This is a genomic window from Geminicoccus sp. (assembly GCF_035556675.1).
Classification (GTDB): domain Bacteria; phylum Pseudomonadota; class Alphaproteobacteria; order Geminicoccales; family Geminicoccaceae; genus Geminicoccus.
Genome location: NZ_DATMFZ010000007.1, coordinates 11971 through 37627, shown reverse-complemented (window position 1 = coordinate 37627; position 25657 = coordinate 11971). Strand labels below are relative to the sequence as shown.

28 protein-coding genes are annotated in these 25657 nt (G+C 69.7%); 17 read left to right on the top strand and 11 right to left on the bottom strand.

Annotated elements, in window-relative coordinates:
- Together VNS22_RS00420 and VNS22_RS00415 are read right to left on the bottom strand one after the other, a co-directional pair.
- A partial coding sequence (locus tag VNS22_RS00420) for a hypothetical protein (protein ID WP_325728585.1) occupies positions 1–269 on the bottom strand: 269 nt, incomplete at its 3' end.
- An 8-nt stretch (positions 270–277) separates the two neighbouring features.
- Positions 278–1807, bottom strand: a complete 1530-nt coding sequence (locus tag VNS22_RS00415) for an MBOAT family O-acyltransferase (protein WP_325728584.1) — start codon at positions 1805–1807, stop codon at positions 278–280.
- A 403-nt stretch (positions 1808–2210) separates the two neighbouring features.
- On the opposite strand from VNS22_RS00415, the gene VNS22_RS00410 reads away from it, so the two are divergent.
- On the top strand, positions 2211–2633 hold the full coding sequence (locus tag VNS22_RS00410) for an organic hydroperoxide resistance protein (RefSeq protein ID WP_325728583.1): 423 nt from the start codon (positions 2211–2213) through the stop codon (positions 2631–2633).
- A gap of 13 nt (positions 2634–2646) precedes the next feature.
- Here the strand turns inward: VNS22_RS00410 and VNS22_RS00405 are convergent, their stop codons facing one another.
- Positions 2647–3102, bottom strand: a complete 456-nt coding sequence (locus tag VNS22_RS00405; protein WP_325728582.1) for a YaiI/YqxD family protein — start codon at positions 3100–3102, stop codon at positions 2647–2649.
- Between the two features lie 157 nt (positions 3103–3259).
- Between VNS22_RS00405 and VNS22_RS00400 the strand changes: the two genes are divergently transcribed.
- Entirely contained in the window at positions 3260–4195 is a 936-nt protein-coding gene (locus VNS22_RS00400; RefSeq protein WP_325728581.1) for an acetamidase/formamidase family protein, read from the top strand.
- A 116-nt stretch (positions 4196–4311) separates the two neighbouring features.
- Here VNS22_RS00400 and VNS22_RS00395 read toward each other — a convergent pair whose 3' ends face one another.
- On the bottom strand, positions 4312–4491 hold the full coding sequence (locus tag VNS22_RS00395) for a hypothetical protein (protein ID WP_159711957.1): 180 nt from the start codon (positions 4489–4491) through the stop codon (positions 4312–4314).
- A 142-nt stretch (positions 4492–4633) separates the two neighbouring features.
- Between VNS22_RS00395 and VNS22_RS00390 the strand changes: the two genes are divergently transcribed.
- On the top strand, positions 4634–5107 hold the full coding sequence (locus VNS22_RS00390; RefSeq protein WP_325728580.1) for a VOC family protein: 474 nt from the start codon (positions 4634–4636) through the stop codon (positions 5105–5107).
- Positions 5108–5123: 16 nt separating this feature from the next.
- Here VNS22_RS00390 and VNS22_RS00385 read toward each other — a convergent pair whose 3' ends face one another.
- On the bottom strand, positions 5124–5648 hold the full coding sequence (locus VNS22_RS00385) for a hypothetical protein (RefSeq protein WP_325728579.1): 525 nt from the start codon (positions 5646–5648) through the stop codon (positions 5124–5126).
- Between the two features lie 133 nt (positions 5649–5781).
- On the opposite strand from VNS22_RS00385, the gene VNS22_RS00380 reads away from it, so the two are divergent.
- A complete protein-coding gene (locus tag VNS22_RS00380; RefSeq protein WP_325728578.1) occupies positions 5782–7416 on the top strand; it encodes an FAD-dependent monooxygenase in 1635 nt (544 codons plus the stop codon).
- 74 nt (positions 7417–7490) lie between these two features.
- Positions 7491–8072 (top strand): HPF/RaiA family ribosome-associated protein, encoded by a 582-nt coding sequence (locus VNS22_RS00375; RefSeq protein ID WP_325728577.1) that lies wholly within the window; start codon positions 7491–7493, stop codon positions 8070–8072.
- A 38-nt stretch (positions 8073–8110) separates the two neighbouring features.
- Here VNS22_RS00375 and VNS22_RS00370 read toward each other — a convergent pair whose 3' ends face one another.
- Both VNS22_RS00370 and VNS22_RS00365 read right to left on the bottom strand, forming a co-directional pair.
- Complete coding sequence (locus VNS22_RS00370; RefSeq protein ID WP_325728576.1) at positions 8111–8407, bottom strand: MliC family protein; 297 nt, start codon at positions 8405–8407, stop codon at positions 8111–8113.
- Positions 8373–8747 (bottom strand): hypothetical protein, encoded by a 375-nt coding sequence (locus VNS22_RS00365; protein ID WP_325728575.1) that lies wholly within the window; start codon positions 8745–8747, stop codon positions 8373–8375. Before VNS22_RS00365 ends, VNS22_RS00370 begins: the two co-directional genes overlap by 35 nt.
- A gap of 293 nt (positions 8748–9040) precedes the next feature.
- Here VNS22_RS00365 and VNS22_RS00360 point away from each other — a divergent pair, with 293 nt between their 5' ends.
- The 5 genes from VNS22_RS00360 (at position 9041) to VNS22_RS00340 (ending at position 13202) form a co-directional block, all read left to right on the top strand.
- Positions 9041–9268 (top strand): hypothetical protein, encoded by a 228-nt coding sequence (locus tag VNS22_RS00360; RefSeq protein WP_325728574.1) that lies wholly within the window; start codon positions 9041–9043, stop codon positions 9266–9268.
- Between the two features lie 73 nt (positions 9269–9341).
- On the top strand, positions 9342–10127 hold the full coding sequence (gene modA, locus VNS22_RS00355) for a molybdate ABC transporter substrate-binding protein (protein ID WP_325728573.1): 786 nt from the start codon (positions 9342–9344) through the stop codon (positions 10125–10127).
- 27 nt (positions 10128–10154) lie between these two features.
- Positions 10155–10850: a molybdate ABC transporter permease subunit gene (modB, locus tag VNS22_RS00350; protein WP_325728572.1), complete on the top strand. Its 696-nt coding sequence runs from the start codon at positions 10155–10157 to the stop codon at positions 10848–10850.
- Positions 10847–11944, top strand: coding sequence for a molybdenum ABC transporter ATP-binding protein (modC, locus tag VNS22_RS00345; protein ID WP_325728571.1), 1098 nt, complete (start codon positions 10847–10849; stop codon positions 11942–11944). Before modB ends, modC begins: the two co-directional genes overlap by 4 nt.
- A gap of 199 nt (positions 11945–12143) precedes the next feature.
- Positions 12144–13202, top strand: coding sequence for a S1C family serine protease (locus tag VNS22_RS00340; RefSeq protein WP_325728570.1), 1059 nt, complete (start codon positions 12144–12146; stop codon positions 13200–13202).
- 17 nt (positions 13203–13219) lie between these two features.
- On the opposite strand, the gene VNS22_RS00335 is transcribed toward VNS22_RS00340, so the two are convergent.
- The 3 genes from VNS22_RS00335 to VNS22_RS00325 form a co-directional block, all read right to left on the bottom strand.
- Positions 13220–14134 (bottom strand): NAD(P)-dependent oxidoreductase, encoded by a 915-nt coding sequence (locus VNS22_RS00335; RefSeq protein WP_349261666.1) that lies wholly within the window; start codon positions 14132–14134, stop codon positions 13220–13222.
- Positions 14135–14242: 108 nt separating this feature from the next.
- Entirely contained in the window at positions 14243–15856 is a 1614-nt protein-coding gene (locus VNS22_RS00330; protein WP_325728568.1) for an alcohol dehydrogenase catalytic domain-containing protein, read from the bottom strand.
- Positions 15853–16728, bottom strand: a complete 876-nt coding sequence (locus tag VNS22_RS00325) for a MurR/RpiR family transcriptional regulator (RefSeq protein WP_325728567.1) — start codon at positions 16726–16728, stop codon at positions 15853–15855. The genes VNS22_RS00330 and VNS22_RS00325 overlap by 4 nt, the downstream gene beginning before the upstream one ends.
- Before the next feature lie 127 nt (positions 16729–16855).
- Between VNS22_RS00325 and deoC the strand changes: the two genes are divergently transcribed.
- The 7 genes from deoC to VNS22_RS00290 all read left to right on the top strand — a co-directional run bounded on the left by deoC (position 16856) and on the right by VNS22_RS00290 (position 24874).
- On the top strand, positions 16856–17539 hold the full coding sequence (gene deoC / locus VNS22_RS00320; protein ID WP_325728566.1) for a deoxyribose-phosphate aldolase: 684 nt from the start codon (positions 16856–16858) through the stop codon (positions 17537–17539).
- Positions 17540–17696: 157 nt separating this feature from the next.
- Positions 17697–18674, top strand: coding sequence for a substrate-binding domain-containing protein (locus tag VNS22_RS00315; RefSeq protein WP_414653282.1), 978 nt, complete (start codon positions 17697–17699; stop codon positions 18672–18674).
- Between the two features lie 73 nt (positions 18675–18747).
- Positions 18748–20259, top strand: coding sequence for a sugar ABC transporter ATP-binding protein (locus tag VNS22_RS00310; RefSeq protein ID WP_325728564.1), 1512 nt, complete (start codon positions 18748–18750; stop codon positions 20257–20259).
- Positions 20256–21245 carry an ABC transporter permease gene (locus VNS22_RS00305; protein WP_325728563.1) on the top strand — a complete coding sequence of 330 codons (990 nt, stop codon included), beginning with the start codon at positions 20256–20258 and terminating at the stop codon, positions 21243–21245. The genes VNS22_RS00310 and VNS22_RS00305 overlap by 4 nt, the downstream gene beginning before the upstream one ends.
- A gap of 83 nt (positions 21246–21328) precedes the next feature.
- Positions 21329–22345, top strand: a complete 1017-nt coding sequence (locus tag VNS22_RS00300; RefSeq protein WP_325728562.1) for a galactitol-1-phosphate 5-dehydrogenase — start codon at positions 21329–21331, stop codon at positions 22343–22345.
- A 25-nt stretch (positions 22346–22370) separates the two neighbouring features.
- The gene (locus VNS22_RS00295) at positions 22371–23888 is read left to right on the top strand and encodes an FGGY-family carbohydrate kinase (protein ID WP_325728561.1); all 1518 of its coding nucleotides are present in this window, start codon (positions 22371–22373) and stop codon (positions 23886–23888) included.
- Positions 23888–24874, top strand: a complete 987-nt coding sequence (locus VNS22_RS00290; RefSeq protein WP_325728560.1) for a sugar-binding transcriptional regulator — start codon at positions 23888–23890, stop codon at positions 24872–24874. The genes VNS22_RS00295 and VNS22_RS00290 overlap by 1 nt, the downstream gene beginning before the upstream one ends.
- 3 nt (positions 24875–24877) lie before the next feature.
- On the opposite strand, the gene VNS22_RS00285 is transcribed toward VNS22_RS00290, so the two are convergent.
- Positions 24878–25615: a FadR/GntR family transcriptional regulator gene (locus tag VNS22_RS00285; protein WP_325728559.1), complete on the bottom strand. Its 738-nt coding sequence runs from the start codon at positions 25613–25615 to the stop codon at positions 24878–24880.
- Positions 25616–25657 lie beyond the last annotated feature (42 nt).

Here is a 25657-nt window from a genome sequence, read left to right as displayed (position 1 = left end):
TCGATCTGGTTGGTGGTGCTGTCGCCGATCAGGACGGAGACCCGTTCGCCGGCATGGTCGGCCATCCAGTGGTCGAAGGCGATCAATTTGAACAATCTTCTGTTGAGCGTGTAGGCCGGCTTGCCGGCGACAGAGCTCTCGTCGACGGCCGCCCAGCGGCCGAACGGGTCGACATAGCAGTTCACGCCGAATGTCAGTCCGGTGAGCAGAACGGCAGTCAGCGTGAAGAACGCGAGAAAACCGCGTTCCATGGGATTGGCTTTGTCCATCGTACAGTTCAGAACTGGAAGTACAGAAACGTCGCGTGATAGCCGAGATAGATCACCGAGGCGAAGAAGGCGGCGCCCAGGGCAGTGGCGCGCCAGGCGAACACGAACCGGCCGCTCCCGGCCAGACGCCGCAGCCCGAACAGACTTTCGGCCATGATGTCGGATCTGGGCAGGAACAGGGCCAGCAGCAGCGCCACGCCCAGCAGCGGACCGGCACTGGCCCACAGGCGCAGCCGGACATAGCCCGCCCCACCGAACCCGATCCCGACCTGGTCCAAGAGGTCGGCCGCCGGCCCCAGCGCCCAGCGCCAGGCATCGGGCAGGGCAGGACCGGTGAAGGCCATGGCCTGCCAGATGCCGAGCATGCCCTCCAGCGTGGTCGCCCGGAACGGCACCCAGGCCACCAGCACCGCTGCCATGGTGATCGCCCAGCCCAGGCCAAGCGTCCGGCTGCCGTCGTCGTAGGGCTTGCCGCCGTTCAGGCGCTGCCACAGGCGCTGGATCACCAGGTAGCAGCCATGGAGCACGCCCCAGATCACGAAGGTCCAGCCCGCACCATGCCAGATGCCGCCCAGCAGCATGGTCACGAACAGGGCCAGGAGCTCGCGCGGGAAGCCGTGGCGGTTGCCGCCCAGCGGGATGTAGAGATAGTCGCGCAAGAAGCGTGACAGGGTGATGTGCCAGCGGCGCCAGAAGTCGCCGATCGAGTTGGCGCGGTACGGCCGGTCGAAGTTCTGCGGGAAGCGCACGCCGATCAGAAAGCCCAGGCCGATCGCCATGTCGGCATAGCCCGAGAAGTCGAAGAACAGCTGCAGCGCATAGGCGAGCGTGCCGGCCCAGGCTTCCAGCGTGCTGACCGGCAGGCCCTGGTCGGCCGCGGCGAACACCGCATCGGCAATCGGCGCGATGTTGTCGGCGATCAGCACCTTCTTGGCCAGGCCCAGCACGAAGTACGCGATGCCGGTATTGACCGAGACGAGGTCGAACCGGCCGAAGCCCGAGCTGCGGAACTGGGGGATCATCTCCTTGTGGTGGATGATCGGCCCGGCGATCAGGTGCGGGAAGATGGTGACGAACAGCAGATAGTCGAGCGGCCCATAGGGCCGGCTCCGGTCGCGCCAGATGTCGACCAGGAAGGCGATCTGGGTGAAGACGTAGAAGGAGATGCCGATCGGCAGGATGATGGCGGCCATGCCGAAGCCGGTGCCCAGCAGCGCCTCGAAATTGCCGACCACGAACATGGCGTACTTGAAGTAGCCCAGGCAGGCGAGGTTGCCGGCCACGCCCAGGAGCATCACGGCCTTCCTGGCCCGGTCATTCGCCTGGGCGTGGATCACCCAGCTCATGGTGAAGTTGAACAGCACCGTGCCGAGCAGCAGGGGCAGGTAGTGCCAGTCCCAGTAGCCGGCGAACCAGACCGAAGCCGCCGCCAGCACCGCCACCGCCACGACCGGCGGGGCCACCAGCCGCACCCCCCAGCACAAGGCCAGCACGACCGGCAAGAAGCCGAACAGGAACGGGTAGGAACTGAACACCATCTGGATACTCAATTAATCAATCAGGGTTATACAGCCGCTACCGCTTGATCGGCCGTGCCCGGCTGCCCTACCCGAGGCGCCCAGGCGGGAATGCCGGGTGCCCATACGTATCGGCACCCTGCTAGTACAGCGAAATTTCACGAAATATTTATGTAACTGAAAGAAATAACAACTATTAGTTGTTAAATAATCTTGCTGTTATCTTCAAGGTAGCCGGACCGTCGGCTCAGGAAGCCGCTGCCCAAGCACCGGACCGATCGACATCGACCGGCTGCTCGTTGCAGCCTCGGCTGGACCGTCGCGAGCCGGTCCTAGAAACGGGATGGCCGGAAGGGGCGTTGCGCCTCTATACCCGGAAGCCCCCGGGCAACAGGGAGCCCGGTCAGCAGGAGGGAACACTCACATGCCCATTCTCTACACCACCAAGGCATCCGCCACCGGTGGCCGCCAGGGCCATGCGCGCAGCGAGGACGGCAAGGTCGACGTCCAGCTCGACACGCCCAAGGAGCTGGGCGGCGGGGGCGGACCCGGCACCAATCCCGAGCAGCTGTTCGCCGCCGGCTACTCGGCCTGCTATCTCGGCGCCCTGAAGTTCGTGGCCAACCAGCAGAAGGTGAAGATCAGCGAGGACGCGAAGGTCACCACCACGGTCGGCATCGGCCCGCGTGAGGATGGCGGCGGCTTCGGCCTCGCCATCTCCATGGAGGTGAGCCTGCCGGGCGTGGACCGCGCCAAGGGCGAGGAGCTGATCAAGGCAGCCCACGTGGTCTGCCCCTATTCGCACGCGATCCGCGGCAACCACGAAGTGCAGACCACGCTGGTCTGAGCGTCGGAGCGCTCTAGCGGCCGGTGCGGCGGATCGCCTGCACGGCCGTGTCCAGCGCCACCAGGAAGCGCGAGCGGTCCTCCTTGCCGAACGGCCGCCCGCCGCTCCGGATCTCGCCGGTCTCGCGCAGCGTGGTCATCAGGTTGCGCAGCGCGAGATCGGCGCCGATCGAGGACGGCGTGAACGCCTTGCCGTTCGGCCCCAGCACCCGCGCCCCCTTCTTCACGCAGCGGTCGGCCAGCGGGATGTCGGCGGTGACCACCACGTCGCCCTCGCCCGCCTGCTCCGCGATCCAGTCGTCGGCCTTGTCCAGCCCCTCGGTGACGATCACCCGGCTGATGCGCGGATGCTCGGGCACGCGCAGCCACATGTTGGCGACCACCACCACCCGCCACTGGTAGCGGTCCGCGACCCGATAGACCTCGTCCTTCACCGGACAGGCATCGGCATCGACATAGATCGTGTTCAACCGTCCTCCGCTTCTGCTCGCCGGCACATCATGTCCTGCCTGGGGCCTGAGCGCCATGCCTGAAGAATAATCAGGAAAAACATCGACTTGGCGGTTCCCCACCGCGAGCACCGGCCATATGCTGCCCCGGACGAGAGCAGGGGGTAGCCAGGTCGACATGAGCCGTCATCACGTCATCGAGCCGACGCCGGAGAACATGGTCTACGGCTTTTTCGACGCAACGCTGCCGCCGGTCCTGGAGGTGGATTCAGGGGACACGGTGACGCTGACCAGTTGGCCCGCAGGCGGGCTGGACAGCATGCCGCCCGACCGCTCGCGCGTCGACGAGCTCAATTTCGCCGCCCACGAGCGCTCCCTGGGCGACGGGCCGCATTTCGTGACCGGCCCGATCTATGTGCGCGGCGCCGAGCCCGGCGACGTGCTGCAGATCGACATCCTCTCGCACGAGCTGCCCTATGACTGGGGCTTCGTCTCGATCCTGCCGCTGCTGGGCACGCTGCCGGACGAGTTCACCGAGTACGAGACGATCTTCCCCGACATCGACCGCAACCAGCGCACGATGAAGCTGCCCTGGGGCAAGGAACTGCCGCTCGACCCGTTCTTCGGCGTGCTCGCCGTGGCTCCGCCGAAGGCCTGGGGCCGCCAGCCGACCCCGCCGCCGCGCGTGTTCGGCGGCAACATGGACAACAAGGAACTCAAGCCCGGCACGACCCTGTACCTGCCGGTGTTCAACGAGGGTGCTTTGTTCAGCGCCGGCGATGGCCATGGCGTGCAGGGCGACGGCGAGGTCTGCATCACCGCGCTGGAGACGGCGCTCACCGGCACGTTCCGCCTCACCGTGCGCAAGGATCTGGGCTACACCTACCCGTTCGCCGAGAACGAGACCCACCTGATCTCGATCGGCCTCCACGAGGACCTGGACGACGCCGCCGCCCAGGCGGTGCGCCAGATGGTCGAGCACATCTGCCGGCGCACCACGCTCAACCGCAACCAGGCCTACATGCTCTGCTCGCTGGCCGGCGACCTGCGCGTCACCCAGACGGTGGACGGGCAGAAGGGCTGCCACATGATGCTGGGCAAGGACAAGCTCTGAGGGCGATCAGCCTTACCCCCATCCGTCATGGCCGGCCTTGAGCCGGCCATCCAGGCACTGGCCGTACGACTGGATGGCAGGGTCAAGCCCTGCCATGACGAGGTGGTGGGCCGCCCTCACCGCCCCTGCTGGTAGCCCTGGTGGTGGGTGTTCTGGTTGATGTTGCCCTGCCGGCCCTGCTCCTTGAGGTTGTTCCGGGTCGGCGCCTTCGGCGAATGCTCCTTGGGCTGGCTCGGCGTGTGCGAGGTCATCCCCGGATCGCGGTTCTGCTCGGGGATCGGCGGTGTCTTGCTCATGCTGCCTGCTCCTTGCTGGCCTGGGATGGTAACCGCGGCAGGCAGGATACGTTCCGGACCGATTACCTCGGGTTGAGCCGCCTTCCTTCCCGGCGCACAGTCGGACCGCGCCCCACAATCGGCGCCAGGGAGGAGAACGAACATGACCGTCGAAGGCAGCATCATCCAGGTGGCCTATCTCGTGCGCGACCTGGAGGCGGCGATGCAGCGCCACTTGGAAGTCTGTGGCCTGGGCCCCTGGGACGTCTACGAGTTCGACGCCACCAAGGTCGACGACTTCATCTACCGGGGCAAGCCAGCGACCCATAAGGCATTGCTGGCGCTCGCCTGGAAGGGCCCGGTGCAGATCGAGCTGATCCAGCCGGTCAGCGGCTACTCCATCTATGACGAGCACATGGAAAAGCATGGCGAGGGCCTGCACCATGTGAAGCTCTACCATGCCGACTGCCAGAAGGCGGTCGCCCATTACACGGCCAAGGGCTATCCCGTGATCCAGAGCGGCCGGTTCGACCAGGACGAGCACTACTATCTCGATACCGAGAAGGACTTCGGCTACGTGATCGAGCTGGGCAATGTCGGGCGGGTCCCGCCGCCCGACCGGCGTTATCCCGCCTGATCCAGGCCCGCCTGCTTCAGCCGCGATCGTCCCGCCGGGCCTGCGCGTCCTTCACGAACTGCGACACCCGACCGATCTCGCGCGGATCGGCCTGCACCGTGTCCTTGGGGTTCTCGACCGACGCCGCCCCGGCGGCGGCGTGCGGCCCGGGCTGCGGGTGATGGACCGGTGCCTTGCGCCGGCGCTCCAGCGCCGCCTGCAGCCGCGCCAGATTCTGCTGCCGGCGCCGCTCCGCCGCGAGCTGGCCCAGCCGGCTGTTCACCCGCCGCAACGCCTGGGCGAACACCTGCTTGCGGGCGGCCAGGTGCTGCTCGCTGGCCGAGCCCTCCCTGGCGCTGCGCGGCTCCGCCTTGCCCCGGCGCAGGCGCCGTCCCTGGCGGATCTGGCCCTGCAGCCGGCCGCGCTGCTCGCGCAGCCAGCGGGCGAGCTCGACCAGCTCGTCCCGTTCCGCGCCGACCAGCCCCGGATAATGGCTGAAGCGCACCCGCTCCCGCTCGCTCTGGGACAGGAGGCCGCGCTCCCTGGATGTTCCTATGCTCATGGCTCCCTCCTGGCGGTTCGACCGGTCTGCCCGGTTGACCGATATGTCGCGCGGCTGGCTATTCTCCAGATGCGCCGTGCAAATCATGGCTCCATTGCCGACCAGATGTCGCAGATCAGGGAGTGGACGGACAATGGCTGAGATACTTGTGGTGGGTGCCGGGCCGGTCGGGCTGACCATGGCGATCGCACTGGCCTGCCAGGGCATCGCCTGCCGGATCATCGACCGGCTGGACGCGCCCAGCCCCTATTGCCGCGCCATCGGCGTGACCCCGCGCACGCTGGAGGTCTGGGACGATCTCGGCATCGTCCGGCCGATGATCGACGGTGGCATCTGGCTGCGCAGCCTGCGGACGGTGGTGAATGGCCAGGTCGTGCAGGAGGTGACGGAGGGCCTGCCGGACCTCCCCTACGGGCTGAACCTGGGCCTGCCGCAGAACGTGACCGAGCGCATCCTGACCAGGCATTTGGCGACGCTGGGCATCCGGATCGAGCGCGGCACGGCGTTGACCGCATTGGTGCAGGACAAGGACGCGGTGCAGGTCACGCTGGAGCGGGATGGCCAGCGCGAGACGGCCAGCTTCGCCTATGTGGCCGGCTGCGATGGTGCCCACAGCAGCGTGCGCAAGGCGCTGGGCATCGGCTTCCCGGGCGAGGCCTATCCGGTCGAGTTCATGCTGGGCGACGTCCATGTAGAAACCGATCTGCCGCGCGGCATGGCGCTGCGTGCGGTGAGCTTCGGCGAGGAGGGCATGACCGGCTTCCTGGTGGCGATCCCGCTTCCGGAAGCGCAGCGCTACCGGCTGTCCATGTTCGCCCCGGAGGATCCGGCGCCGGCCCCGGCGGGCGACGGGATAGCCCACGGCATCCAGTCCGAGCGGCCGGCCCCGGGGCTGGAGCGGCTGCAGGCCGAGGCCGATGCCGTCCTGCCTGGCCTGGTGCTGTCCGACCTGCGCTGGTCGTCGATCTACCGCATCAGCATGCGCCTGGCCGAGCGCTACCAGTCGGGCCGGGTGTTCATCGCCGGCGATGCCGCGCACATCCATCCGCCCACCGGCGGCCAGGGCATGAACACCGGCATCCAGGACGCCTACAACCTCGCCTGGAAGCTGGCCCTGGTGATGCAGGGGGCCGCACCGCCAGCACTGCTGGACAGCTACGAGGCGGAGCGCCGGCCGGTGGGCGAGGACGTGCTGGCGCGCACCATCGCCGAGACCGAGGCGTTCCGCACCGGTGCCCGTGGCGGCGGCGAGAGCAGGCTCCAGGGCGCCCAGCTCGCCATCAGCTACCGGGACAGTGCCTGGGTCAGCGACGAGGCCGGCACCGCCATGGCGGACGGGCCCCAGGCGGGCGATCGGGCGCCGGACGCGAACGGCCTGGCACAGGCCGAAATCGGCTATCCCCTGCGCCTGTTCGACCTGCTGCGCGGGGCCGGGCACGTCCTGCTGCTGCGGCTGGACCATGCCGGCGACGCCGAGGCGGCCAGGGATCTCGCGGCCGGGCTGGCCGCCCGCCACGGCGACCTCCTGCGCTGCTACGCGCTGGCTCCGGCCGGCCAGGTCCTGGACGAGATCCCGGGTCTTCCGCTGCTGACGGATGCGGCCGGCGAGTTCCAGCGCCGCTATGGCGGGTCGGGCCGGGCGGCCTGGCTGGTCCGGCCGGACGGCTATCTCGGCTACCGGACCGGCGACTGGACGGACGGCCGTCTGCCCGCCTGGCTGGTGCGGGTTCTGCCAGCAGCGGCCGGCCGTCGCAGTCCGCCCCCTTGAACCGGCCGGGCACCGGCCGACGTTTCTGATGAGGATCGAGGCAACGATCCACCACCAAAGAAAGGGAGCCTTTCATGGAACGACCGCTGCAGATCACCTACAAAGGCCTGGAGAGGTCCGAATTCATGGATTCGCTCATCCGCGAGCGGGCCGCGAAATTGGAGCGCTTCCACCCGAACGTGATCGGCTGCCGTGTCGTGGTGGAAGTACCTCACCGCAGCGCCGAGACCGGCAAGCCGCCGATCGGCATCGCTGTGGAGGTCGAGATTCCGGGCCGAAACCTGGTGGTTGCCAAGGCCGGCACCGAACGGCGGGAGGCCAAGAACGACCACACCCAGATCGTCACCCGCGCCTTCGACATGGTGCAGCGCCAGATCGAGGACAGCATCGACACCCAGCGCGACGTGAACCGCCAGACCGGCGGGAGCGACCTGCAGACCGGCCAGATCGTGCGGCTGTTCAAGGATGCCGATTACGGCTTCGTCGAAGTGCGGGGCGGCCCCGACCTGCACTTCACCCGCTCCGACGTCATCAACGGCGGCTTCGACAAGCTGGAGGTCGGCACCATGGTCCAGGTGACGCCGTCCCCTGCCCTGGGGCCGATGGGGCCGCGCGCCTCGGAGATCCGGCTGTTCACCAAGGAACGCATCGCCTGAACCGATAAGGCCCGCGCCGTGACGGGCGGGCCTGCCGGTCAGCTCGCCGGCTTCGGGTCGCTCACCCGGCACTGGGTGGCGGCCCGGCCGTCCCGGGTCCAGGTGGCATCGTCGCCCTTGCCGCGGAACTCGGCCGCCTGATCGGCATACCAGAAGCCCGAGCCGGAGCGCTGCAGCGGCAGGATCAGGGTCTCGCTGCCGGTCTCGGTGATGATGGCGCTGTCCGGCTCGAACCAGACGCCGAGCGTGGTGCCGTCGTCGCAGGCGAAGTGGACCGTACTGACGTCGCGGATCTCCGGGTCATTCTTCGGCTGGGCGGCGCAGCCCGCCAGCACCAGGGCCGTCCCGGCCGCGACCCACCACCGCTGCATCTTCATCCTCCGGGATGGCACCACCGACCTCCACCGCCTTGCTCTGCTTGTCATAGACGCAGACGGCCATCGCCCGGCCGTCCCCGCCGCGTTGTCTGCCCCGCACCACCGCCAGCCCGAAGGACGGGCTGCCGAACGGATCGACCGTAGCCGTGGCATCTTCGAGAAGCGGTGCCGCCTCGGCAAGGCAGGCAGCGGCCACGTCGTCGCGAAATCTTGACCACGCCTCGTCGCTGGCCGCGTGCACAATGCCGGGCAGGCACAAGCTCGCTGCCATGACCGCCAGGCTGTCGATCCGTCCCATCGCTCCCTGCCTCCGCTCGGCGCTTTCCCGGCCGGAACGTGAATCCGGCCTTTAGTATTACTGATCCGATCCGGCGCCAGAGACGATTGCCGCCAGCCCTCCGAGTTATGTAGATCTATGCCGTCGGCCCATCCGCCGGCCGCGGGAATTTGACGGTTCAGCTTGCGCCGCGAAACCAAACGCTAAGCGCCACGACGCTGTCGTGGTTCACCTTCACAAAAGGCGAACCATTCATGTCTACCTCGTCCATCGGCTTCCTCTGCCAGCCCGAACGAACCAGGTCCGAGGGATCGATGCCCAGGGATGAACGTCCCCTCCCCGTCATCGTCGACAACCAGCCGATCGGCCTCCTGCTCGAAGCCGGCCAGGGCTTCCGCTTCGTCGCCGCCGATCCGGCCTTCCGCCTGCTCGACGGCAGCCGGTTCTTCCGCCTGGAGCAGGTCCAGCGGGCGGCCGGCGCCATGAAGCGCGCCCTGGCCGAACGTGGCCCCGGCGGGCGCGCGGCCTGCCGGTCCCGCTGATCCGGTACCAGCCACGCTTGGCGGACCGCCGGGAGCGTTATATCCTGTTGGAAATCTCGCTCCCGGAGGCTCCATGCTTCGCCGCCATCTCGCCGGTGCCGCCCTGGCCCTGGGCCTCCTGCTCCCGCTGGGGGCGCACGCGGCGGACAGGGTCACCGTGTTCGCCGCGGCCAGCCTGAAGAACGGCCTGGACGAGGCCATCATGGCGTTCGGCGCGGACGGCGGCATCGAGGTGGTCGCCTCCTATGCGGCGAGTTCGGCGCTCGCCAAGCAGATCGAGGCGGGCGCCCCCGCCGACCTGTTCATCTCGGCGGACATCCCCTGGATGGACTATCTGGCCGAGCGCGACCTGATCGAGCCGGCCAGCCGCATCGACCTGCTGGGCAACACGCTGGTGCTGGTGGCACCGGCCGATGCCGACACTGCGGCCACCGGAATCGGCCCCGATACCGACTTCAGCGCCCTGCTGGGCGACGGCCGGCTCGCCGTGGGCCAGGTCGATTCCGTGCCTGCCGGCAGGTATGCCAGGGCAGCGCTGGAGAAGCTCGGCGCCTGGCCCGCGGTCGAGGAGAAGCTCGCCCAGTCCGACAATGTCCGCGCTGCCCTGGCCCTGGTCTCGCAGGGCGAGGCCCCGCTCGGCATCGTCTATGGTAGCGACGCGGCGAGCGACCCGGAGGTAAAGGTCGTCGGCACCTTCCCCAAGGCCAGCCACCCGCCGATCATCTACCCGGCCGCCCTGGTGAAGGCCGATCCGGCCAAGCCCGAGGCCACCGCCTTCCTGGCCTTCCTCCAGGGCGACGAGGCGGCGGCCGCCTTCCGCAAGGCGGGCTTCACCGTGCTGGACGGCCCCGCCTCCTGACCGGGCCGGCAGTCTGACCCGCCGGCGATGGACGCCTGGCTCACGCCTCAGGAATGGACCGCCGTCCTCCTGAGCCTGCGCGTCGCGACCGTCGCGACGCTGTGGAGCCTGCCGTTCGGCCTGCTGGTCGCCATGCTGCTGGCACGCGGCCGCTTTCCCGGCCGGGCACTCCTGGACACGCTGGTCCACCTGCCGCTGGTCCTGCCCCCGGTGGTGACCGGCTACCTCCTCCTCCTCACCTTCGGCCGCCGCGCCCCGGTGGGCGGCTTCCTCGCCGAGCAGTTCGGGATCGTGTTCGCCTTCCGCTGGACCGGTGCCGTGCTGGCCTGCGCGATCATGGCCTTCCCCCTGATGGTCCGGGCGATCCGCCTGTCGATCGAGGCGGTCGACCGCCGGCTGGAGCAGGCGGCCGGCACGCTGGGCGCCCATCCCGCCTGGGTGTTCCTGACCGTCACCCTGCCCCTGATCCTGCCCGGCATCGTCGCCGGCATGATCCTGTCGTTCGCCAAGGCACTGGGCGAGTTCGGCGCCACCATCACCTTCGTGTCGAACATCCCGGGCGAGACCCAGACCCTGCCGAGCGCCATCTACACCCTCACCCAGATCCCCGACGGCGAGGCCGGTGCCATGCGTCTGGTGCTGGTGGCGGTGGCGATCTCCATGGCGGCGCTGATCGGCTCGGAGCTGCTGGCCCGGCGGGTCCAGCGCCGGATCGGCGCATGAGCCTGGAGGTCCGGGTCCGGCACCGCCAGGGCGGCTTCCTGCTCGATGCTGGGTTCAGGAGCACGGGCGGGCTCACCGTCCTGTTCGGCCGCTCCGGCTCGGGCAAGACCACGCTCGCCAACGCGATTGCCGGCCTGAACCGCCCGGGCGAGGGCGTCATCCGCCTGGGCGACACGGTCCTGCTCGACAGCGCACGCGACATCTTCCTGCCGGCGCACCGGCGCCGGATCGGCTATGTCTTCCAGGATGCCCGGCTGTTCCCGCACCTCTCCGTGCGGCACAACCTGGCCTACGGGACCTGGTTCACCAGGAATCGCGAAACGGTGGCGGAGCTGGACCAGGTGATCGACCTCCTGGGCATCGGCCACCTGCTGGACCGTCGCCCGTCCGGCCTGTCCGGCGGCGAGCGGCAGCGGGTCGCGATCGGCCGGGCGCTGATGGCGAGCCCGCGTCTCCTCCTGATGGACGAGCCGCTGGCGTCCCTGGACGAGGCGCGCAAGGCCGAGATCCTGCCCTTCATCGAGCGGCTGCGCGACGAGGTCGGCATCCCGATCGTCTATGTCAGCCATGCGGTGGCCGAGGTGGCACGGCTCGCCACCACCGTCGTGGTGCTGGCGGATGGCCGGGTCGTGCGCAGTGGGCCGGCGCGGCAGGTGATGGCGAGCCTCGACATCTTCCAGGGCCAGGAACGCGCGGAGGCCGGGGCGCTGCTGGACACGCGGCTGGCCGGGCACGAGCCGGCCTACGCCCTCTCGGTCCTCCAGGCACCAGCCGGCCGCCTGCTCGTGCCGCTGCTGGACCGGCCGGTCGGCACACCTGTCCGCCTGCGCATCCGCGCCCGCGACGTGACGCTCGCCGTGTGCCAGCCGGACGGCCTGAGCGCCCAGAACATCCTGCCGGGCCGGATCACCGCGATCGGCCGCACCGACGGCCCGGTGGTGGACGTCCAGCTCGACTGTGCCGGCGACCTGCTGATCGCCCAGGTCACCCGCCGCGCCATCGCCACCCTGCCGCTCGAGGTCGGCCGGCCGGTCTTCGCCATCGTCAAGAGCATCAGCTTCGCGGATGGCAGCGACATGGGACCACCGGCCTGAATCTGCTATCCTGGCCGACTTGGGCGCAGGACGCTCCGCGGACCCGACCCGACATTTTTTTTTTGCGAAACGAACCCGAGCCGGCCCGGCCAACGGCCTGCCTCGCACGTTCCGTCGGGAACATTCGACATCCGCGCTTGACGCCCGGGCCGGCACCGCCGTCAACACGATGGCCTGCCCCTGCCGGAGGAACCGCCGCTTGCCCGTCCGCCTGCTCCGCATCGCGATCCTCTGGCTCCTGGCGCTCGCGACCCTCTGGACGGCCGAGCCGTACCTGCGCGCCGTCCTGTTCTCGGCCGACGAGCCCCGGGCGATCACGGCCCGGGGTGCCCTTGCCGAATTCGAGCAGAACGCCATCGAGGTGTTCGCATCCCGCTCCGGCGCTGTGCCGCTGATCGCGACCCGCGGCCTGGACGGGGGCGGCACCGGCTCCGGCCTGATCTGGGACGAGGCCGGGCACATCGTCACCAACAACCATGTGGTGGCCGGCTCGCGCGACGTGGTGGTGCAGTTCGGCGCCGGCAGCCCGGTGCCCGCCACGGTGATCGGCACCGCACCCGACTATGACCTGGCGGTGCTGCGCCCGCGCATCTCGCTGGGCGCCATCGAGCCGATCCCGCTCGGCACCTCGGCGGACCTGACCGTCGGCCAGACCGTCTATGCGATCGGCAACCCGTTCGGGCTCAGCCGCTCCATGTCCTCGGGCATCGTCAGCGCGCTCGACCGGCGCCTGCCGACCGCGTCCGGCCGGGAGATCCGCGGGGTGATCCAGACCGACGCCGCGATCAATCCCGGCAATTCCGGCGGACCGCTGCTGGACACGGCCGGCCGGCTGATCGGGGTCAACACCGCGATCTACTCGGAGACCGGCAGCTTCGCCGGGGTAGGCTTCGCCGTGCCGGTCGACGTGGTGAACGAGATTGTCCCGCAGCTGATCCGCGAGGGCCATGCGCCCAGGCCCGGCATCGGCATCGCCACGCTGGACGAGCGGATGGCGGCCAGGCTGCAGGTGCCGGGCATCGTGATCGCCGAGGTGCTGCCGGGCGGTGCCGCCGACCGCGCCGGCCTGGTCGGCATCGACCCCCGGACCCAGCGCCTGGGCGACGTCATCACCCATGTCGAAGGCCGGGAAGTGCACACGATCGCCGAGCTGGCCGAGCACCTGACCCGGGCCGGGATCGGCAGCGAGGTCGAGCTCACCGTGATCCGCGACGGCCAGGAGCGCCGGGTCCGGGTCGAGGTGATCGACATCGCCTGACCCGGACCCGTTGACCGTCAGCCGATGCCGTTCTGCTTGGCCACGATGTCGGTCAGCATCGGCACGTAGTCGTCGCCATGCCCGGTGCCGACCGCCAGCGCGTAGCTGTTGCGCACGGCCGCCCCCACCGGGTTGGCCAGGCCCACCGAGTTGGCGAGCGAGGCCAGGTAGGACACGTCCTTCAGCCCGTTGCGCAGGGTGAACTTGTGGGCGTTGCGGTCGCCCTCGATCATGTAGCGCCGGAAGGTCTGGTAGAAGCCGCAATCCATCCGGCCGCCCTGGATCACGCTGTCGAACACCTGCGGCGTCAGGCCGACCTTGCCGCCGAGCGCCAGCGCCTCAGCATAGAGCGCGGCATAGCCCATCGACAGGAAGTTGTTCAAAAGCTTCATGGTATGGCCGGTGCCGACCGGGCCGGTGCGGATGATCCGGCCGGAAAACGCCTCCAGCACCGGCCGGGCCCGCTCCACCACCTCGTCCGGGCCGCCCACCATCACGTCGAGCTGGCCGGCCTCGGCATCGACCGGGGTCCGCCCCAGCGGCGCGTCGATCAGCGTGATGCCCTTGGGCGCCAGCTCCTCGGCCAGCTTCGTGGTCACCGAAGGCTCGGAGGTCGAGCAGTCGATCACCAGGAGCGGCTTGCCCGCGGCGGCCAGCCCGTCCGACCCGGTCAGCACCGCCTGGACCTGGGTCGAGCCGGTGACGCAGAGCAGGACGATGTCGGACTGCTCCGCCAGCTCCTTGGGCGTCCGCGCCTCGTTGGCGCCCCGACCCTTCAGGTCCTCGACCGGCTCGCGGTTGCGGTGGCCCATGACCGTGAGCGGCCAGCCCTTCTCCACGATGTTCTTGGCCATGCCATGGCCCATCAGCCCGACGCCGATGAATCCGATCCGTTCCTTGCTCACGTTCCGCTTCCCGTGGACCTGCCGGATGGCGCCGCCAGCCTGATCCGGCGCGGGCGCATCCCCTCTTGGGCGTGCAGGAGATCTGCCGCCTGGGCCCGGGACCCTAGGGTCCCCGGGCGGCAAGTCCAGCCCGGATCAGCCGGCGAGCAGCCGGGCCTCGTCCTCCAGCGCCCAGCCGCCTGCCGGGCGCAGCTCCCCCAGCGGGGTGAGCGGCAGGTCGAGCCGCCCCGGATAGAGCGCGATCTTGCCGGACAGCCGGCCCTCGGCCACCGCCTCCAGCGCATCCGGCAGGGCAGCGAGGCCACCCACCGCCTGGAGGTTGCCGGCGAGATCGAGCTTTCCGGCCAGCACCCGGTCGAGCACCGCCAGTTGGTCGGCCACGGCCGAGCCCGACGAGCCGGTGAAGCGCGCGCCATGGCGGGCGATCTGCCAGAGCGGCAGCCGGCAGGGCTTGCCGAACGGCATGCCCGAGAACAGGACGAGCATCCCGTCCGGCGCCATGAAGCCGGCCCCCTGCTCGATCAGCGAGACCTCCGGCGCCACCACCACCACGTCGTCGCAGCCGCCGGGCACCAGCGCCCGCACCGTCCCCGGCACCTCCGCATCGTCCAGGATCACCAGCCGCTTGCCGTTCTGCCGGGCGAGCGCCCCGAAGTCCGCCGCCAGCGCGTCGCGTCGCGCGGCCTTGCGCGAGGTCGCCAGGATGGTAGCGGGGCCATCCGCCATCTCCAGCGCCCGGTGCAGGTGGATCCGGCCCATGGCACCGCCGGCGCCCAGGATCAGCATGACCCCGCCCGGCTTCAGCTCGAAGCGGTTGCGCTCCGGGCGGAACGCCCCGGACAGGGCCGGTTCCTCCGTCCCCAGCAGCGACAGGGCATGGTAGTGGATCCGCGCCGCATCGACCGTGACGTCGGCCTGCTCCTGCGCACCGGCCAGCACCAGGAGGCCGCCCCGGGCGAGCCGGCCCAGCAGGGCCGCGATCTCGTCCGGCCGCAGCTTGCCGCGCAGGACGATGTCGTCATACTCGGCATCCGGCTCCGCCAGGAACCGGTCCAGCCGGTCGTGGCGCGCGATCCGGCCGGCCGGCGCCGCCCAGGCCTCGGCCGCCGGGTCCGGCGCCACCAGCGTGACCGCCTCGGCCGGCATGGCGACATCCAGCGCGATGGCCTGGCCGCCCTCGCCCGTCACCAGCAGGAGCCGGCCGCCGGGCTGCAGGGCGGTGCGGCAGTTCGGCCGGTAGGCCGCCTCCACGCAGGAATAAGGCTCGAGCATCGCGACTGTGGCCGCGCTCACCCCTTCCGGGATCGGGAAGACATAGGGCTCGGCCCCTGCCAGCGTGCGGGCATCCAGGCGGATGTGCTGGGCGAAGGCGCCGGGCAGGTCCATGCCGATCGTGTGCCGCTTACCTGCCACCATGATCGCCGGCTGCAGGCCCAGCCGGTCGCCGACCCGGTAGCGGCCCTGCCAGTCGCTGCCCACCGCTATCACGGTCAGCGCCATCTCGTGGCCGAGCACGGCCGGTTCCGCCGCCAGGTCGCGCTCGGCGAACAGGGGGTGGGTGGCCCCCATCCGGATCACCTTGATGTCGGAGGAGCAGACGCAGGCGGCATCCACCCGGGCGATCACCTCGCCGGCCGCCGGCGGGTCGAGCGGGGTCGCGACGAAGCTGCCCTCCTTGCCGATGTCGCGCAGGTCGCCGCCGCTGAACGGCCAGAAGCGGGTGGTCTCGGGCAGGTCGGGCTTGGTCATCGGCTCCGGCTCTTGGCGATGATGCGGTCGGTGGCGGCCAGGTGCGGCAGGGCGGTGGCCGGCTCCTGGACGGCGACCAGCGCGTAGAGGCTGTCGACCACCATGAGCTGGGCCGTCTTCGCCACCATGGACTCGTGGATCCCCTGCTCGCCCTCGGATCCGCCGGGCGGGGTGGCGAGCACGACGTCGGCGGCGCGTCCCACCGGCGCGCCCGGGGCGGAGGTGATCACGACGCTCGGCATCCCGGCGGCCCGCGCCTCATGCAAGGCCGCCTGCACGGTCCGGGTCCGCCCGGAATCACTGATCGCGACCAGCGTCGCGCGCGCAGCCAGGCCCGCGATCGCGAACAGCTGCAGGTTGGGGTCGCGCTCGAAGATGCAGGCCTTGCCGATCCGGACGAAGCGCATGACGCCGTTCTCCGCCGCCAGCACCGAGGAGCCCACCGCCACGAAGACGAGCATGTCGCGCGCCGCGATCAGCCGCGCGGCCTCGGCCAGCTGCCCGGGATCGAGCAGGCGGCGCGCCGCCTCGATGGCGGCGGCCTGGCGATGGGCGATCTTGGCGATCATGGTGGCCGGATCGTCGTCGAGCCCGATGCCCTCGTAGACTTCCGGCGCGCGCGGCTCGGCGCGCACCGCCTGGCCCTCGGCGAGCATGATGCGGAACTGCTGGTAGCTGCTAGCACCCATGGCGCGGACGAAGCGGCTGACCGTCGCCTGGGAAACCTCGGCGGCTTCCGCCAGCCCGGCGATGGTCATGCCCTTCACCCGGTCGGGCTCGGCCAGCACCAGCTCCGCCAGACGCCGCAGCGTCGGGTTCAGGCCCCCCTTCCGCGCCTGGATCCTTTCCACGAGTTGCGCCGCTGCCGTCATCGCCTCCTGCCGCCGGGACCGGGACCGGCCTTGGAAGTAAGTTTCTATGCATGGCAGTTGCAATGAAATTTTTCTTCTGGCACCTCGGCGCCTGCTTGCATCGCCACCATCCGCAAGGGAGCGCGAGATGCCCGCCGAGCCCGCCAACCTGGCCGCCTTCATCGACCATACGATCCTGAAGCCCGATGCCACCCGCGCCGAGGTGGCGCGGCTGTGCGCGGAGGCCAGGGAGCACGGCTTCAAGTCGGTCTGCGTGAACGCGGTCCATGTCGCCCAGGTGGCAAAGGCCCTGGAGGGCAGCGATGTCCTGGCCTGCGCCGTGGTCGGCTTCCCGCTGGGCGCCACCCTGCCTGCGATCAAGGCGGCGGAGGCCGCCGCGGCAATCGCCGCCGGTGCCGGCGAGATCGACATGGTGATCGACATCGGCGCGCTGAAGGACGGGCGCACGGATGCCGTGCAGGCCGACATCGCCGCGGTGCGCATGGCCTGCCAGGGCGCCGTGCTCAAGGTCATCATCGAGACCTGCCTGCTGACCGACGCGGAGAAGCGAGCAGCCTGCCTGGCCGCCAAGGCGGCCGGCGCGGACTTCGTGAAGACGTCGACCGGGTTCAGCAAGGGCGGTGCCACCGTCGAGGACATCCGGCTGATGCGTGCCACGGTCGGCCCCGAGATGGGCGTGAAGGCGTCCGGCGGCATCCGCAGCCGCGCCGATGCGCTGGCGATGATCGAGGCCGGCGCCACGCGGATCGGCGCCAGCGCCGGCATCGCGATCGTGCAGGGCGAATCCGGCGCCGGCGGCTCGTCCTACTGAGGAGGCACGCCACAGCCCTCCGGCAGGATCGTTGCAGGTGATTTTCTACAAATGTGATGCTAGTTCAAATACGGGCAAATCTGCTTGACCCGATAGGTCGGACGTATCATTGCTCGCGGCCGCGCCGGGACCCGATGGGAGCCCGCTGCCGCCGGGGATGGGAGGAACGAAGTTGAAGCATCTGCTGTTGGGCTGTGCCGTCGCTGCGCTCGTGCTGGGCAGCCAGGCCGCCAAGGCCGCCGACTGCGTGGTCGGCGTCGCCATGTATACGCTGGGCGCCCCCTATTTCGCCGCGCAGGTCGCCGCGGCCGAGGACCAGGCCAAGAAGGCCGGCTGCACCGTCTATACCTCGGACGGGCAGAACGACATGGGCAAGCAGATCTCCGACGTCGAGGACATGGTGGCCCGCGGGGTCAACCTGCTGATCCTGAACCCTCGTGACCCCGAGGGCCTGGTCGCCGCCGCCGACGCCGCGACCGCGCAGGGCGTCAAGGTCGTGGTGATGGATTCCAGCATCAACACCCGCGCCAACGTCGTCACCCAGGTGCGCTCCTCCAACGACCAGAACGGCTTCCTGGTGGGCCAGTGGCTGGCCAAGGAGATGCAGGGCAAGCCGATGAAGATCATCCTGCTCTCCGGCGACAAGGGCAACGAGGTCGGCCGTGACCGCCGGCTGGGCGTGTTCAAGGGCCTGGTCGAGGGCCAGCTCAACAACGAGGGCAAGGTCGGCTTCGAGGTCGTGGGCCAGGGCTGGGGCGGCTGGTCCCACGAGGGCGGCCTGGCCGCCATGGAGGACCTGCTGACCGCGCATCCGGACGCCAACGTCGTGCTCGGCGAGAACGACTCCATGGTGCTGGGCGCGCTCAAGGCCCTGGAAGCGTCCGGCAGCACCGACGTGCTGGCCCTGGCTGCGGCCGACGGCCAGAAGGAGGCGCTCGCCATGATCAAGGAAGGCAAGTACGGCGCCACCGGCCTGAACGATCCGGATCTGGTCGCGCGCACCGCGGTCGACATCGGCATGCAGGCCCTGGACGGCAGCCTGCCGGCCGACTTCCCGAAGCTGAAGCTCACCGAGCCGGCCGTGATCACCCAGGAGAACGTGGACCAGTACTATCGCGAAGACGCGGTGTTCTGAGCCCCGGCCCTGTCGCCGGGCAACCGGCGGCAGGGCTTCTTCACTGCCATTCCTCAACGCACGCGGTGCTGTCATGACCGAGCTCGCCCGGCTCCACGCCATCACCAAGTCGTTCGGCGGCGTCCATGCGCTGAGGGGCGTCGACTTCGACATCCGCGCCGGTGAGGTCCACGCCCTGCTCGGCGAGAACGGGGCCGGCAAGTCGACGCTGATGCGCGTCCTGAACGGCGAGTTCCCGCCGACCAGCGGCGAGATCCGCATCGGGGGCAAGCCGGTGCACCTGAAGGACCCGCATGCGGCCCGCGATCATGGCATCGCCGTGGTCCACCAGGAGTTGGCGCTGGCGCCGGACCTGTCGGTCGCCGAGAACATCTTCCTGGGCGAGTTGCCGGGCGTGATCGGCTGGGGCGCCCTCAAGGCCCGCGCCCGCCGGCTGATCGAGCGCCTGGGCTTCCAGATCGATCCGGGCGCCATCGTCGGCAACCTGACCGTCGCCCACCAGCAGGTGGTCGAGATCGCCAAGGCGCTCTCGCGCGACGTGAAGATCATCGTGTTCGACGAGCCCAGTGCCGTGCTGTCCGCCCAGGACGCCGACCGCCTGCACCGGATCATCGCCGACCTGCGCGGCCAAGGCGTCGGCATCGTCTACATCTCCCACCGCCTGGAGGAGATCTTCAAGATCTCCGACCGGATGACGGTGATGAAGGACGGCCAGAACGTCGGCACCGTGAACAACGGCGACATCACGATCGACGAGCTGATCCGCATGATGGTCGGCCGCTCCCTGGCCGCCATGTTCCCCGACCGGGGCGAGCGCCGGTTCGGCAAGGAGGTGCTGCGCCTGGACCGGATCAATGCCGGCCGGATGGTGCGCGATGTCAGCTTGTCCGTGCGGGCCGGCGAGATCGTGGGCCTGGGCGGGCTGGTGGGCTCCGGCCGTACCGAGGTCGCCCGCGCGATCTTCGGCGCCGACCGGCTGGACAGCGGCGCCATCCAGATCAACGGGCAGGCCGTCCATCTGCGCAGCCCGGTGGATGCGGTGAAGGCCGGGATCGGCCTGGTCCCGGAGGACCGCAAGCTCCATGGCGTGATCCTGGACAAGCCGATCCGGGTGAACGCGACCATGGCCAGGCTCTCGGCCGTGGTGAACGCGCTGGGCTTCCTGCGCCAGGGCCTGGAGCGCAAGCTCGTCACCGATCTCGGCCAGAGCCTGCGCCTGAAGGCGTCGAGCATCGACGCGCCGGTCTCGAGCCTGTCCGGCGGCAACCAGCAGAAGGTCGTGCTCGCCAAGTGGTTTCACGCCGGCGGCGACCTGATCCTCCTGGACGAACCGACCCGCGGCGTGGACGTCGGCGCCAAGACCGAGATCTACGCGCTGATCAACAAGCTGGCCGAGGAAGGCAAGGCGGTCCTGGTCATCTCGTCCGAGCACCAGGAGCTGTTCGGCCTGTGCGACCGGATCCTGGTGATGGGCCAGGGCGAGCTGAAGGGCGAGCTCCTGCCCGCCGACTACAGCGAGGAACGGCTCCTCGCACTCTCGATGACCGGGCGGGCGACCGCCGATGCAATGGGTGAAGCGGCATGATCTCTGCAGTCGAGGCGCCAGCCGAGCGCAAGGGCGCGACCAGCTATGGCCAGCTCCTGCAGCGGTTCGGCACGCTCGCGATCTTCATCGCCCTGGTGATCGTCGCCTCGTTCTGGTCGGACGCATTCCTGTCCCGGCCCAACATCCTGAACGTCCTGCGCCAGGTCGCCACGGGTGCCGGCATCATGGCGGTGGGCATGCTGTTCGTGATCCTCACGCGCGGCATCGATCTGTCGGTGGGCTCGATCCAGGCGCTCGGCAGCGTGCTGACCGGCTACTTCATCGCGATGTCGGGCTACGGCCCGCTGACGACGATCCTGCTGGTGCTGCTGGCCGGTGGGGCCTGCGGCCTGTTCACCGGCCTGTTCGTGGCCTACCTGCGCCTGCCGTCCTTCGTCATGTCCCTGGCGATGCTCGCGATCGCCCGCGGCCTGGCGCTGATCGTCTCGGAAGGCCGCCCGATCCCGCTGGGCGAAGCCGGCCAGGCCTTCACCTCGTTCGGCTCGGGCTTCCTCTGGGGCATCCCGCAGCCCGTGCTCCTGATGTTCCTCGTGTTCATCCTGGGCGGCATCGTCCTGAACTTCACCCGCTTTGGCCGGGTCATCACTGCGATCGGCTCGAACGAGGAGGCGGTGCGCCTGGCCGGCATCGCCGTGCCCCGCTACGTCCTGACAGTCTATGTGCTCTCGGGCGTTCTCGCGGCGGTGGCCGGCATCATCTCGTCGAGCCGCACCGGCGTGGGCTCGGCCCAGGTCGGCGTGGGCGCCGAGCTGAACGTGATCGCGGCGGTGGTGATCGGCGGCGCCAGCCTGATGGGCGGCCGGGGCGGCGTGATCAACACGTTCCTTGGCGCGCTGATCATGGGCATCATCGCCAACATCATGAACCTGGCCGGCGTGCCGGGCTACCACCAGCAGGTCTACATGGGCGGCATCATCGTCGTCGCCATGCTCCTGCAGTTCGGCACCGGCGCCCTCAAGCGCTGAGCGGACACCGCCCAGCACATCCTGAACAGCGAGGCGCGCTCTGGCCGCGCGCCTCGGCCAGACGATCAGACGGAAGACCGACCATGCTTGCTGCCGTGATGTACCAGCCGGGCGACATCCGCCTTGAGGACCTGCCCAGGCCCAGGCCCGCCAAGGGCGAGGTGCTGCTCAAGGTCGCGGCGGTGGGCGTGTGCGGCTCGGACATCCCGCGCATGCTGATCAAGGGTGCGCACCGCATGCCGATCGTGTGCGGCCACGAGTTCTCCGGCGAGGTGGTGGAGCTGGGCGAAGGTGCCGAAGGCTTCGCACCGGGCGACCTGGTCGGCGTGGCGCCGATGCTGCCCTGCCGGGTCTGCGACCAGTGCGCCACCGGCAATTTCTCGCGCTGCCGCAACTACGACTATTTCGGCAGCCGCCGCGACGGCGCCTATGCCGAATATGTCTGCGCGCCCACCGGCAACCTCCTCAAGGCGCCGCCCGGCACCGACCCGCGCGCCGTGGCGATGACCGATCCCGCCTCGATCGCGCTCCACGCCATCTGGAAGGCCAAGCCGACGCTGGGCGACCGCGGCGGCGTGATCGGCTGCGGCCCGATCGGCCTGTTCGCGATCCAGTGGATGAAGCTGATGGGCTGCCGCGACATCGTCGCGGTGGACGTGTCCGAGCAGAAGCTGGAGCAGGCGCGCGAAGCCGGCGCTTCCCACACCTTCCTGGTCACCGACGGCGTGCCGCAGGACCTGAAGTGCGACCTGATCGTCGAGGCGGCGGGCCATCCGTCCTCGATCAACTTCGCGGCGAACTTGGCAGCACCGGGCGGCCATGTCGTGTTCATCGGCATCCCGGTGGGCGACGTCACCCTCGACAACAAGACCTTCCAGCACTTCCTGCGCCAGGAGGTGAGCCTGCATGGGGCCTGGAATTCGTTCGGAGCGCCTTATCCCGGCCCGCAATGGACGGTCACCCTCGACTATCTGGCCTCCGGTGCGCTGCGTTGGGAGTTCATGATCACCCATGAGCTGAAGCTGGACGAGCTGCCCGGCATGTTCGGCAAGATCAAGGCCGGCGGCGAGTTCTTCTCCAAGATCATGTTCCGGCCGTAAGCGGGGCCGCGAGGGGGCGAGGCGGATGGCGTTGCTGCTGGGCCTGGACTTCGGCACGGGCGGCGTGCGGGTCGGACTGTTCGACCTGGATGAGCGTCGGATGCGGGCCGAGCGCGAGGCGCCGTATGCCACTACCTACCCGCATGCCGGCTGGGCCGAGCAGTCGCCGGCCGAATGGTGGGAGGCGGCGGGGGCGGCGACACGTGGCCTCCTGCGCGAGCTTGGCCAGCCAGAGGTCGCCGGGATCTGCGTTGCCACCACCGCCTCCACCGTGGTCGCCTGCCGCAAGGACGGTACGCCGCTGCGCCCGGCCCTGCTCTGGATGGACTGCCGCGCCGCCGAGCAGGCCGACCGCACTGCAGAGCTGGATCATCCGGTCCTGGCCTATGCCGGTGGCAGCGATGCCGCCGAATGGCTGGTGCCCAAGGCCATGTGGCTGAACGAGCACGAGCCGGACACCTACCGGCAGGCGGAGATCGTCTGCGAGTGCCTGGACTGGGTGAACTTCATGCTGTCGGGCCGCTGGGTCGGCTCGCGCATGAACGCCACCTGCAAGTGGAACTACGATTCAGTCCAGCGCCGCTTCCATTCCGACCTCTATGCAGCCCTGGGCATTCCCGGGCTGCCGGAGAAGCTCCCGGCGGAGATCGTGCCGGTGGGCGGGACGGTAGGACCCATCAGTGCCACCGCCATGGCGCATCTGGGCCTGAGCAACCGGCCGGTCCTCGCCCAGGGCGGGATCGATGCGCATGTCGGCATGGTCGGTGCGAACACCATCGCACCCGGCGAGATGCTGATGATCGGCGGCACGTCGGTGGTGCAGCTCTTCCAGCTTGGCCAAGAGCAGGACGTGTCCGGCTTCTGGGGTCCCTATCCCCATGCGCTGGTCGACGACCACTGGCTGGTCGAGGCCGGCCAGGTCTCGGCCGGCTCGGTGCTGTCCTGGTTCGCGAAGGACATGTTCCGCCTGGACGATGCCGGCCTCAAGGAACTGGTGCGGGAAGCCGCCGCCATGGAGGTCGGCAGCACCGGCCTTTTGACCCTCGACTATTTCATGGGCAACCGGACGCCCTATCGCGATCCGCATCTACGCGGCACCGTGCTGGGCCTCTCGCTCGGCCACGACCGAGCGGCCCTCTACCGTTCGGCGGTGGAAGGCGTGGCACTGGGCTCGGCCAATGTGCTGCGCCGGATGAACGAGCTGGGCATCTCCTGCCGCCGGGTGGTCAGTGCCGGCGGCTTCGCCAAGAACCGGCTCTGGCTGCAGGCGACCGTCGATGCGATCGGCATGCCGGTACAGCTCGCCACCGACGCCAACCTCTCGATCCTGGGTGCCGCTGCCTGTGCCGCCACCGGCGCCGGCCTCTTGCCGGACCTGTTCGCTGCCGCCGACGCCGTGGCACCGCCTACCGCCACGATCGAGCCCGAGCCCGGCGCCCATGCCCGCTATGCGGAGCTGCTGGAGGACTATCTGGAGGCGACCCGGCTGCTGGCCCCGTTGTCACGGCGTCTGGCGGCCCGGCAGCGCCAGCGGTCCGGCTGATGGCCGAGGCCGGCCAGCGCGACGTCCATCTGCGCGACCTGTCGGCGGATGAGCGTCTTCAACTCATGATCCAGGTGGCCAAGCGCTACTACCACCTGGACATGACCATGGGCGAGATCGCCGCCGAACTGGGCCTGACCCGTTGGCAGGCGAGCCGGCTCCTGGCGGATGCGCGCGAGAGCGGCGTCGTCCGCATCGAGATCGTGCCGCACACCCCGCGCCTGCCCGAGCTGGAGAGCCGCCTGCAGCGCCACTTCGTCCTGAAGGATGCGGTGGTCGTGCCGCAGGATCCGGATGCCAGCGACGACCTGATGCTGGATACGGTGGCCCAGGCCGCCGGTCGCCTGCTGGCCGGGCTCGACCGCTACAAGCTGGTCGGCGTGTCCTGGGGCCGGACCATGAGCGCCGTCGCCCGCCGCCTACCTCCTTTTTGGAACAAGGGGGTGGAGGTGGTGATGCTGAACGGCGCCATGTACCTGCGCGATTCGCCCCTGCGCACCAACAATGTGGCCGAACAGTTCGCCCGTGCCGCCAACGGCCACGCCATCCTGCTGCCGGTCCCGGCGATCCTGGGCAAGGCCGCGACCCGGGTGGCGCTGGAGCAGGACCCGACCATCGCCGGCGTCCTGGAGGTCGGCCGCAAGGCCGAGGTGATCTGCTTCGGCCTTGGTGCCATCTCGACCGATTCGGTGTTGGTGCAGTCGGGCTTCGTCGGCGAGGCAGAGGTGCAGCGCCTGAAGGCCAGGGGGGCGGTCGGCGACATCCTGAGCCGCTACATCGACAGCGAAGGCCGGATCGTCGACTCCGACCTGGATGCACGGACGATCGGCGCTGACCTCGCATCTTGCCGCGAGCGCGCCTTCTCGATCGGAGTCGGTACCGGCCGGGCCAAGCATGCGGTGACGCTGGCGGCATTGCGTGCCGGCTACCTCAACGTGCTGGTGACCGACGAACAGACCGCCCTGTTCCTGCTGGAAACGGGCTAGGCCTCACCGCCAGATGTTGATCGTCGCCAGCATCCGGGTCAGGTGATCGGCGACCAGGCGCTCGGCGCGTGACGCATTGCGCTCCGCGATCGCATCGACGATCGCCTTCAGCTCGCCGTAGGTCTGCTCGCGCACCGGGGCCGGCGGCTGCCGGCCGACATCCTGCCCGTCGAAATCGACCTCGCGCCGGTCCGCCAGGATGCTGTCCATCACCTGCACCAGGAAGCGGTTCTTGGTGCTGGCGAAGATCTGCCGGTGCAGGGCGTAGATGCTCTCCTTGAAGTCCAGCCAGCTCGCTGCCGCCTGGATGCGCTGGAGGCTTTGGCGCATCGCCTGGAGCTCGCCTTCCTCGGCCCGGCCCACCACCAGATGCATCATGGCCGGTTCGAACAGGAGCCGCCCTTCTGCGATCTCCGCCAGGCTCGGAACGTCCTGGTGCTCCGGCGCATCGGTCTGGTCCATGCGGACGAAGACGCGGTCCGCGTCGTCCGCCAGGAAGGTGCCGCTGCCGACCCGGCGCAGCACCAGGCCCTGCCGCTCCATCATGGCGAGGGCTGCCCGCACGGCGGTGCGGCCGGTGCCGAACCGGTGCGCCAGGTCGCGCTCGTTGGGCAGGCGGGCGCCGGGCGGCAGCGAGCCGTCACGGATGCCGCGCAGCAGCGCCCGGTAGATCAGGGCCGGTGTCGGCCGCTCGTGCGGCGGGACCTTCGCCGGGGCCGGCATGGCGACGTCCGCGGCCATGGCGGCAGGCTCCTGGAGTGGCTGGGCGGGCAAGGTCCGGGG

Coding starts and splice junctions, on each gene's coding strand:
- VNS22_RS00375 (WP_325728577.1), top strand. CDS start 7,491: ATGGAACGACCGCTGCAGATCACCTACAAAGGCCTGGAGAGGTCCGAA.
- VNS22_RS00360 (WP_325728574.1), top strand. CDS start 9,041: ATGCCCAGGGATGAACGTCCCCTCCCCGTCATCGTCGACAACCAGCCG.
- modA (WP_325728573.1), top strand. CDS start 9,342: ATGCTTCGCCGCCATCTCGCCGGTGCCGCCCTGGCCCTGGGCCTCCTG.
- VNS22_RS00415 (WP_325728584.1), bottom strand. CDS start 1,807: ATGGTGTTCAGTTCCTACCCGTTCCTGTTCGGCTTCTTGCCGGTCGTG.
- modB (WP_325728572.1), top strand. CDS start 10,155: ATGGACGCCTGGCTCACGCCTCAGGAATGGACCGCCGTCCTCCTGAGC.
- VNS22_RS00400 (WP_325728581.1), top strand. CDS start 3,260: ATGAGCCGTCATCACGTCATCGAGCCGACGCCGGAGAACATGGTCTAC.
- VNS22_RS00380 (WP_325728578.1), top strand. CDS start 5,782: ATGGCTGAGATACTTGTGGTGGGTGCCGGGCCGGTCGGGCTGACCATG.
- VNS22_RS00315 (WP_414653282.1), top strand. CDS start 17,697: ATGGGAGGAACGAAGTTGAAGCATCTGCTGTTGGGCTGTGCCGTCGCT.
- VNS22_RS00365 (WP_325728575.1), bottom strand. CDS start 8,747: ATGGGACGGATCGACAGCCTGGCGGTCATGGCAGCGAGCTTGTGCCTG.
- VNS22_RS00300 (WP_325728562.1), top strand. CDS start 21,329: ATGCTTGCTGCCGTGATGTACCAGCCGGGCGACATCCGCCTTGAGGAC.
- VNS22_RS00325 (WP_325728567.1), bottom strand. CDS start 16,728: ATGACGGCAGCGGCGCAACTCGTGGAAAGGATCCAGGCGCGGAAGGGG.
- VNS22_RS00310 (WP_325728564.1), top strand. CDS start 18,748: ATGACCGAGCTCGCCCGGCTCCACGCCATCACCAAGTCGTTCGGCGGC.
- VNS22_RS00390 (WP_325728580.1), top strand. CDS start 4,634: ATGACCGTCGAAGGCAGCATCATCCAGGTGGCCTATCTCGTGCGCGAC.
- deoC (WP_325728566.1), top strand. CDS start 16,856: ATGCCCGCCGAGCCCGCCAACCTGGCCGCCTTCATCGACCATACGATC.
- VNS22_RS00410 (WP_325728583.1), top strand. CDS start 2,211: ATGCCCATTCTCTACACCACCAAGGCATCCGCCACCGGTGGCCGCCAG.
- VNS22_RS00295 (WP_325728561.1), top strand. CDS start 22,371: ATGGCGTTGCTGCTGGGCCTGGACTTCGGCACGGGCGGCGTGCGGGTC.
- VNS22_RS00285 (WP_325728559.1), bottom strand. CDS start 25,615: ATGGCCGCGGACGTCGCCATGCCGGCCCCGGCGAAGGTCCCGCCGCAC.
- VNS22_RS00290 (WP_325728560.1), top strand. CDS start 23,888: ATGGCCGAGGCCGGCCAGCGCGACGTCCATCTGCGCGACCTGTCGGCG.
- VNS22_RS00395 (WP_159711957.1), bottom strand. CDS start 4,491: ATGAGCAAGACACCGCCGATCCCCGAGCAGAACCGCGATCCGGGGATG.
- VNS22_RS00385 (WP_325728579.1), bottom strand. CDS start 5,648: ATGAGCATAGGAACATCCAGGGAGCGCGGCCTCCTGTCCCAGAGCGAG.
- VNS22_RS00305 (WP_325728563.1), top strand. CDS start 20,256: ATGATCTCTGCAGTCGAGGCGCCAGCCGAGCGCAAGGGCGCGACCAGC.
- VNS22_RS00330 (WP_325728568.1), bottom strand. CDS start 15,856: ATGACCAAGCCCGACCTGCCCGAGACCACCCGCTTCTGGCCGTTCAGC.
- modC (WP_325728571.1), top strand. CDS start 10,847: ATGAGCCTGGAGGTCCGGGTCCGGCACCGCCAGGGCGGCTTCCTGCTC.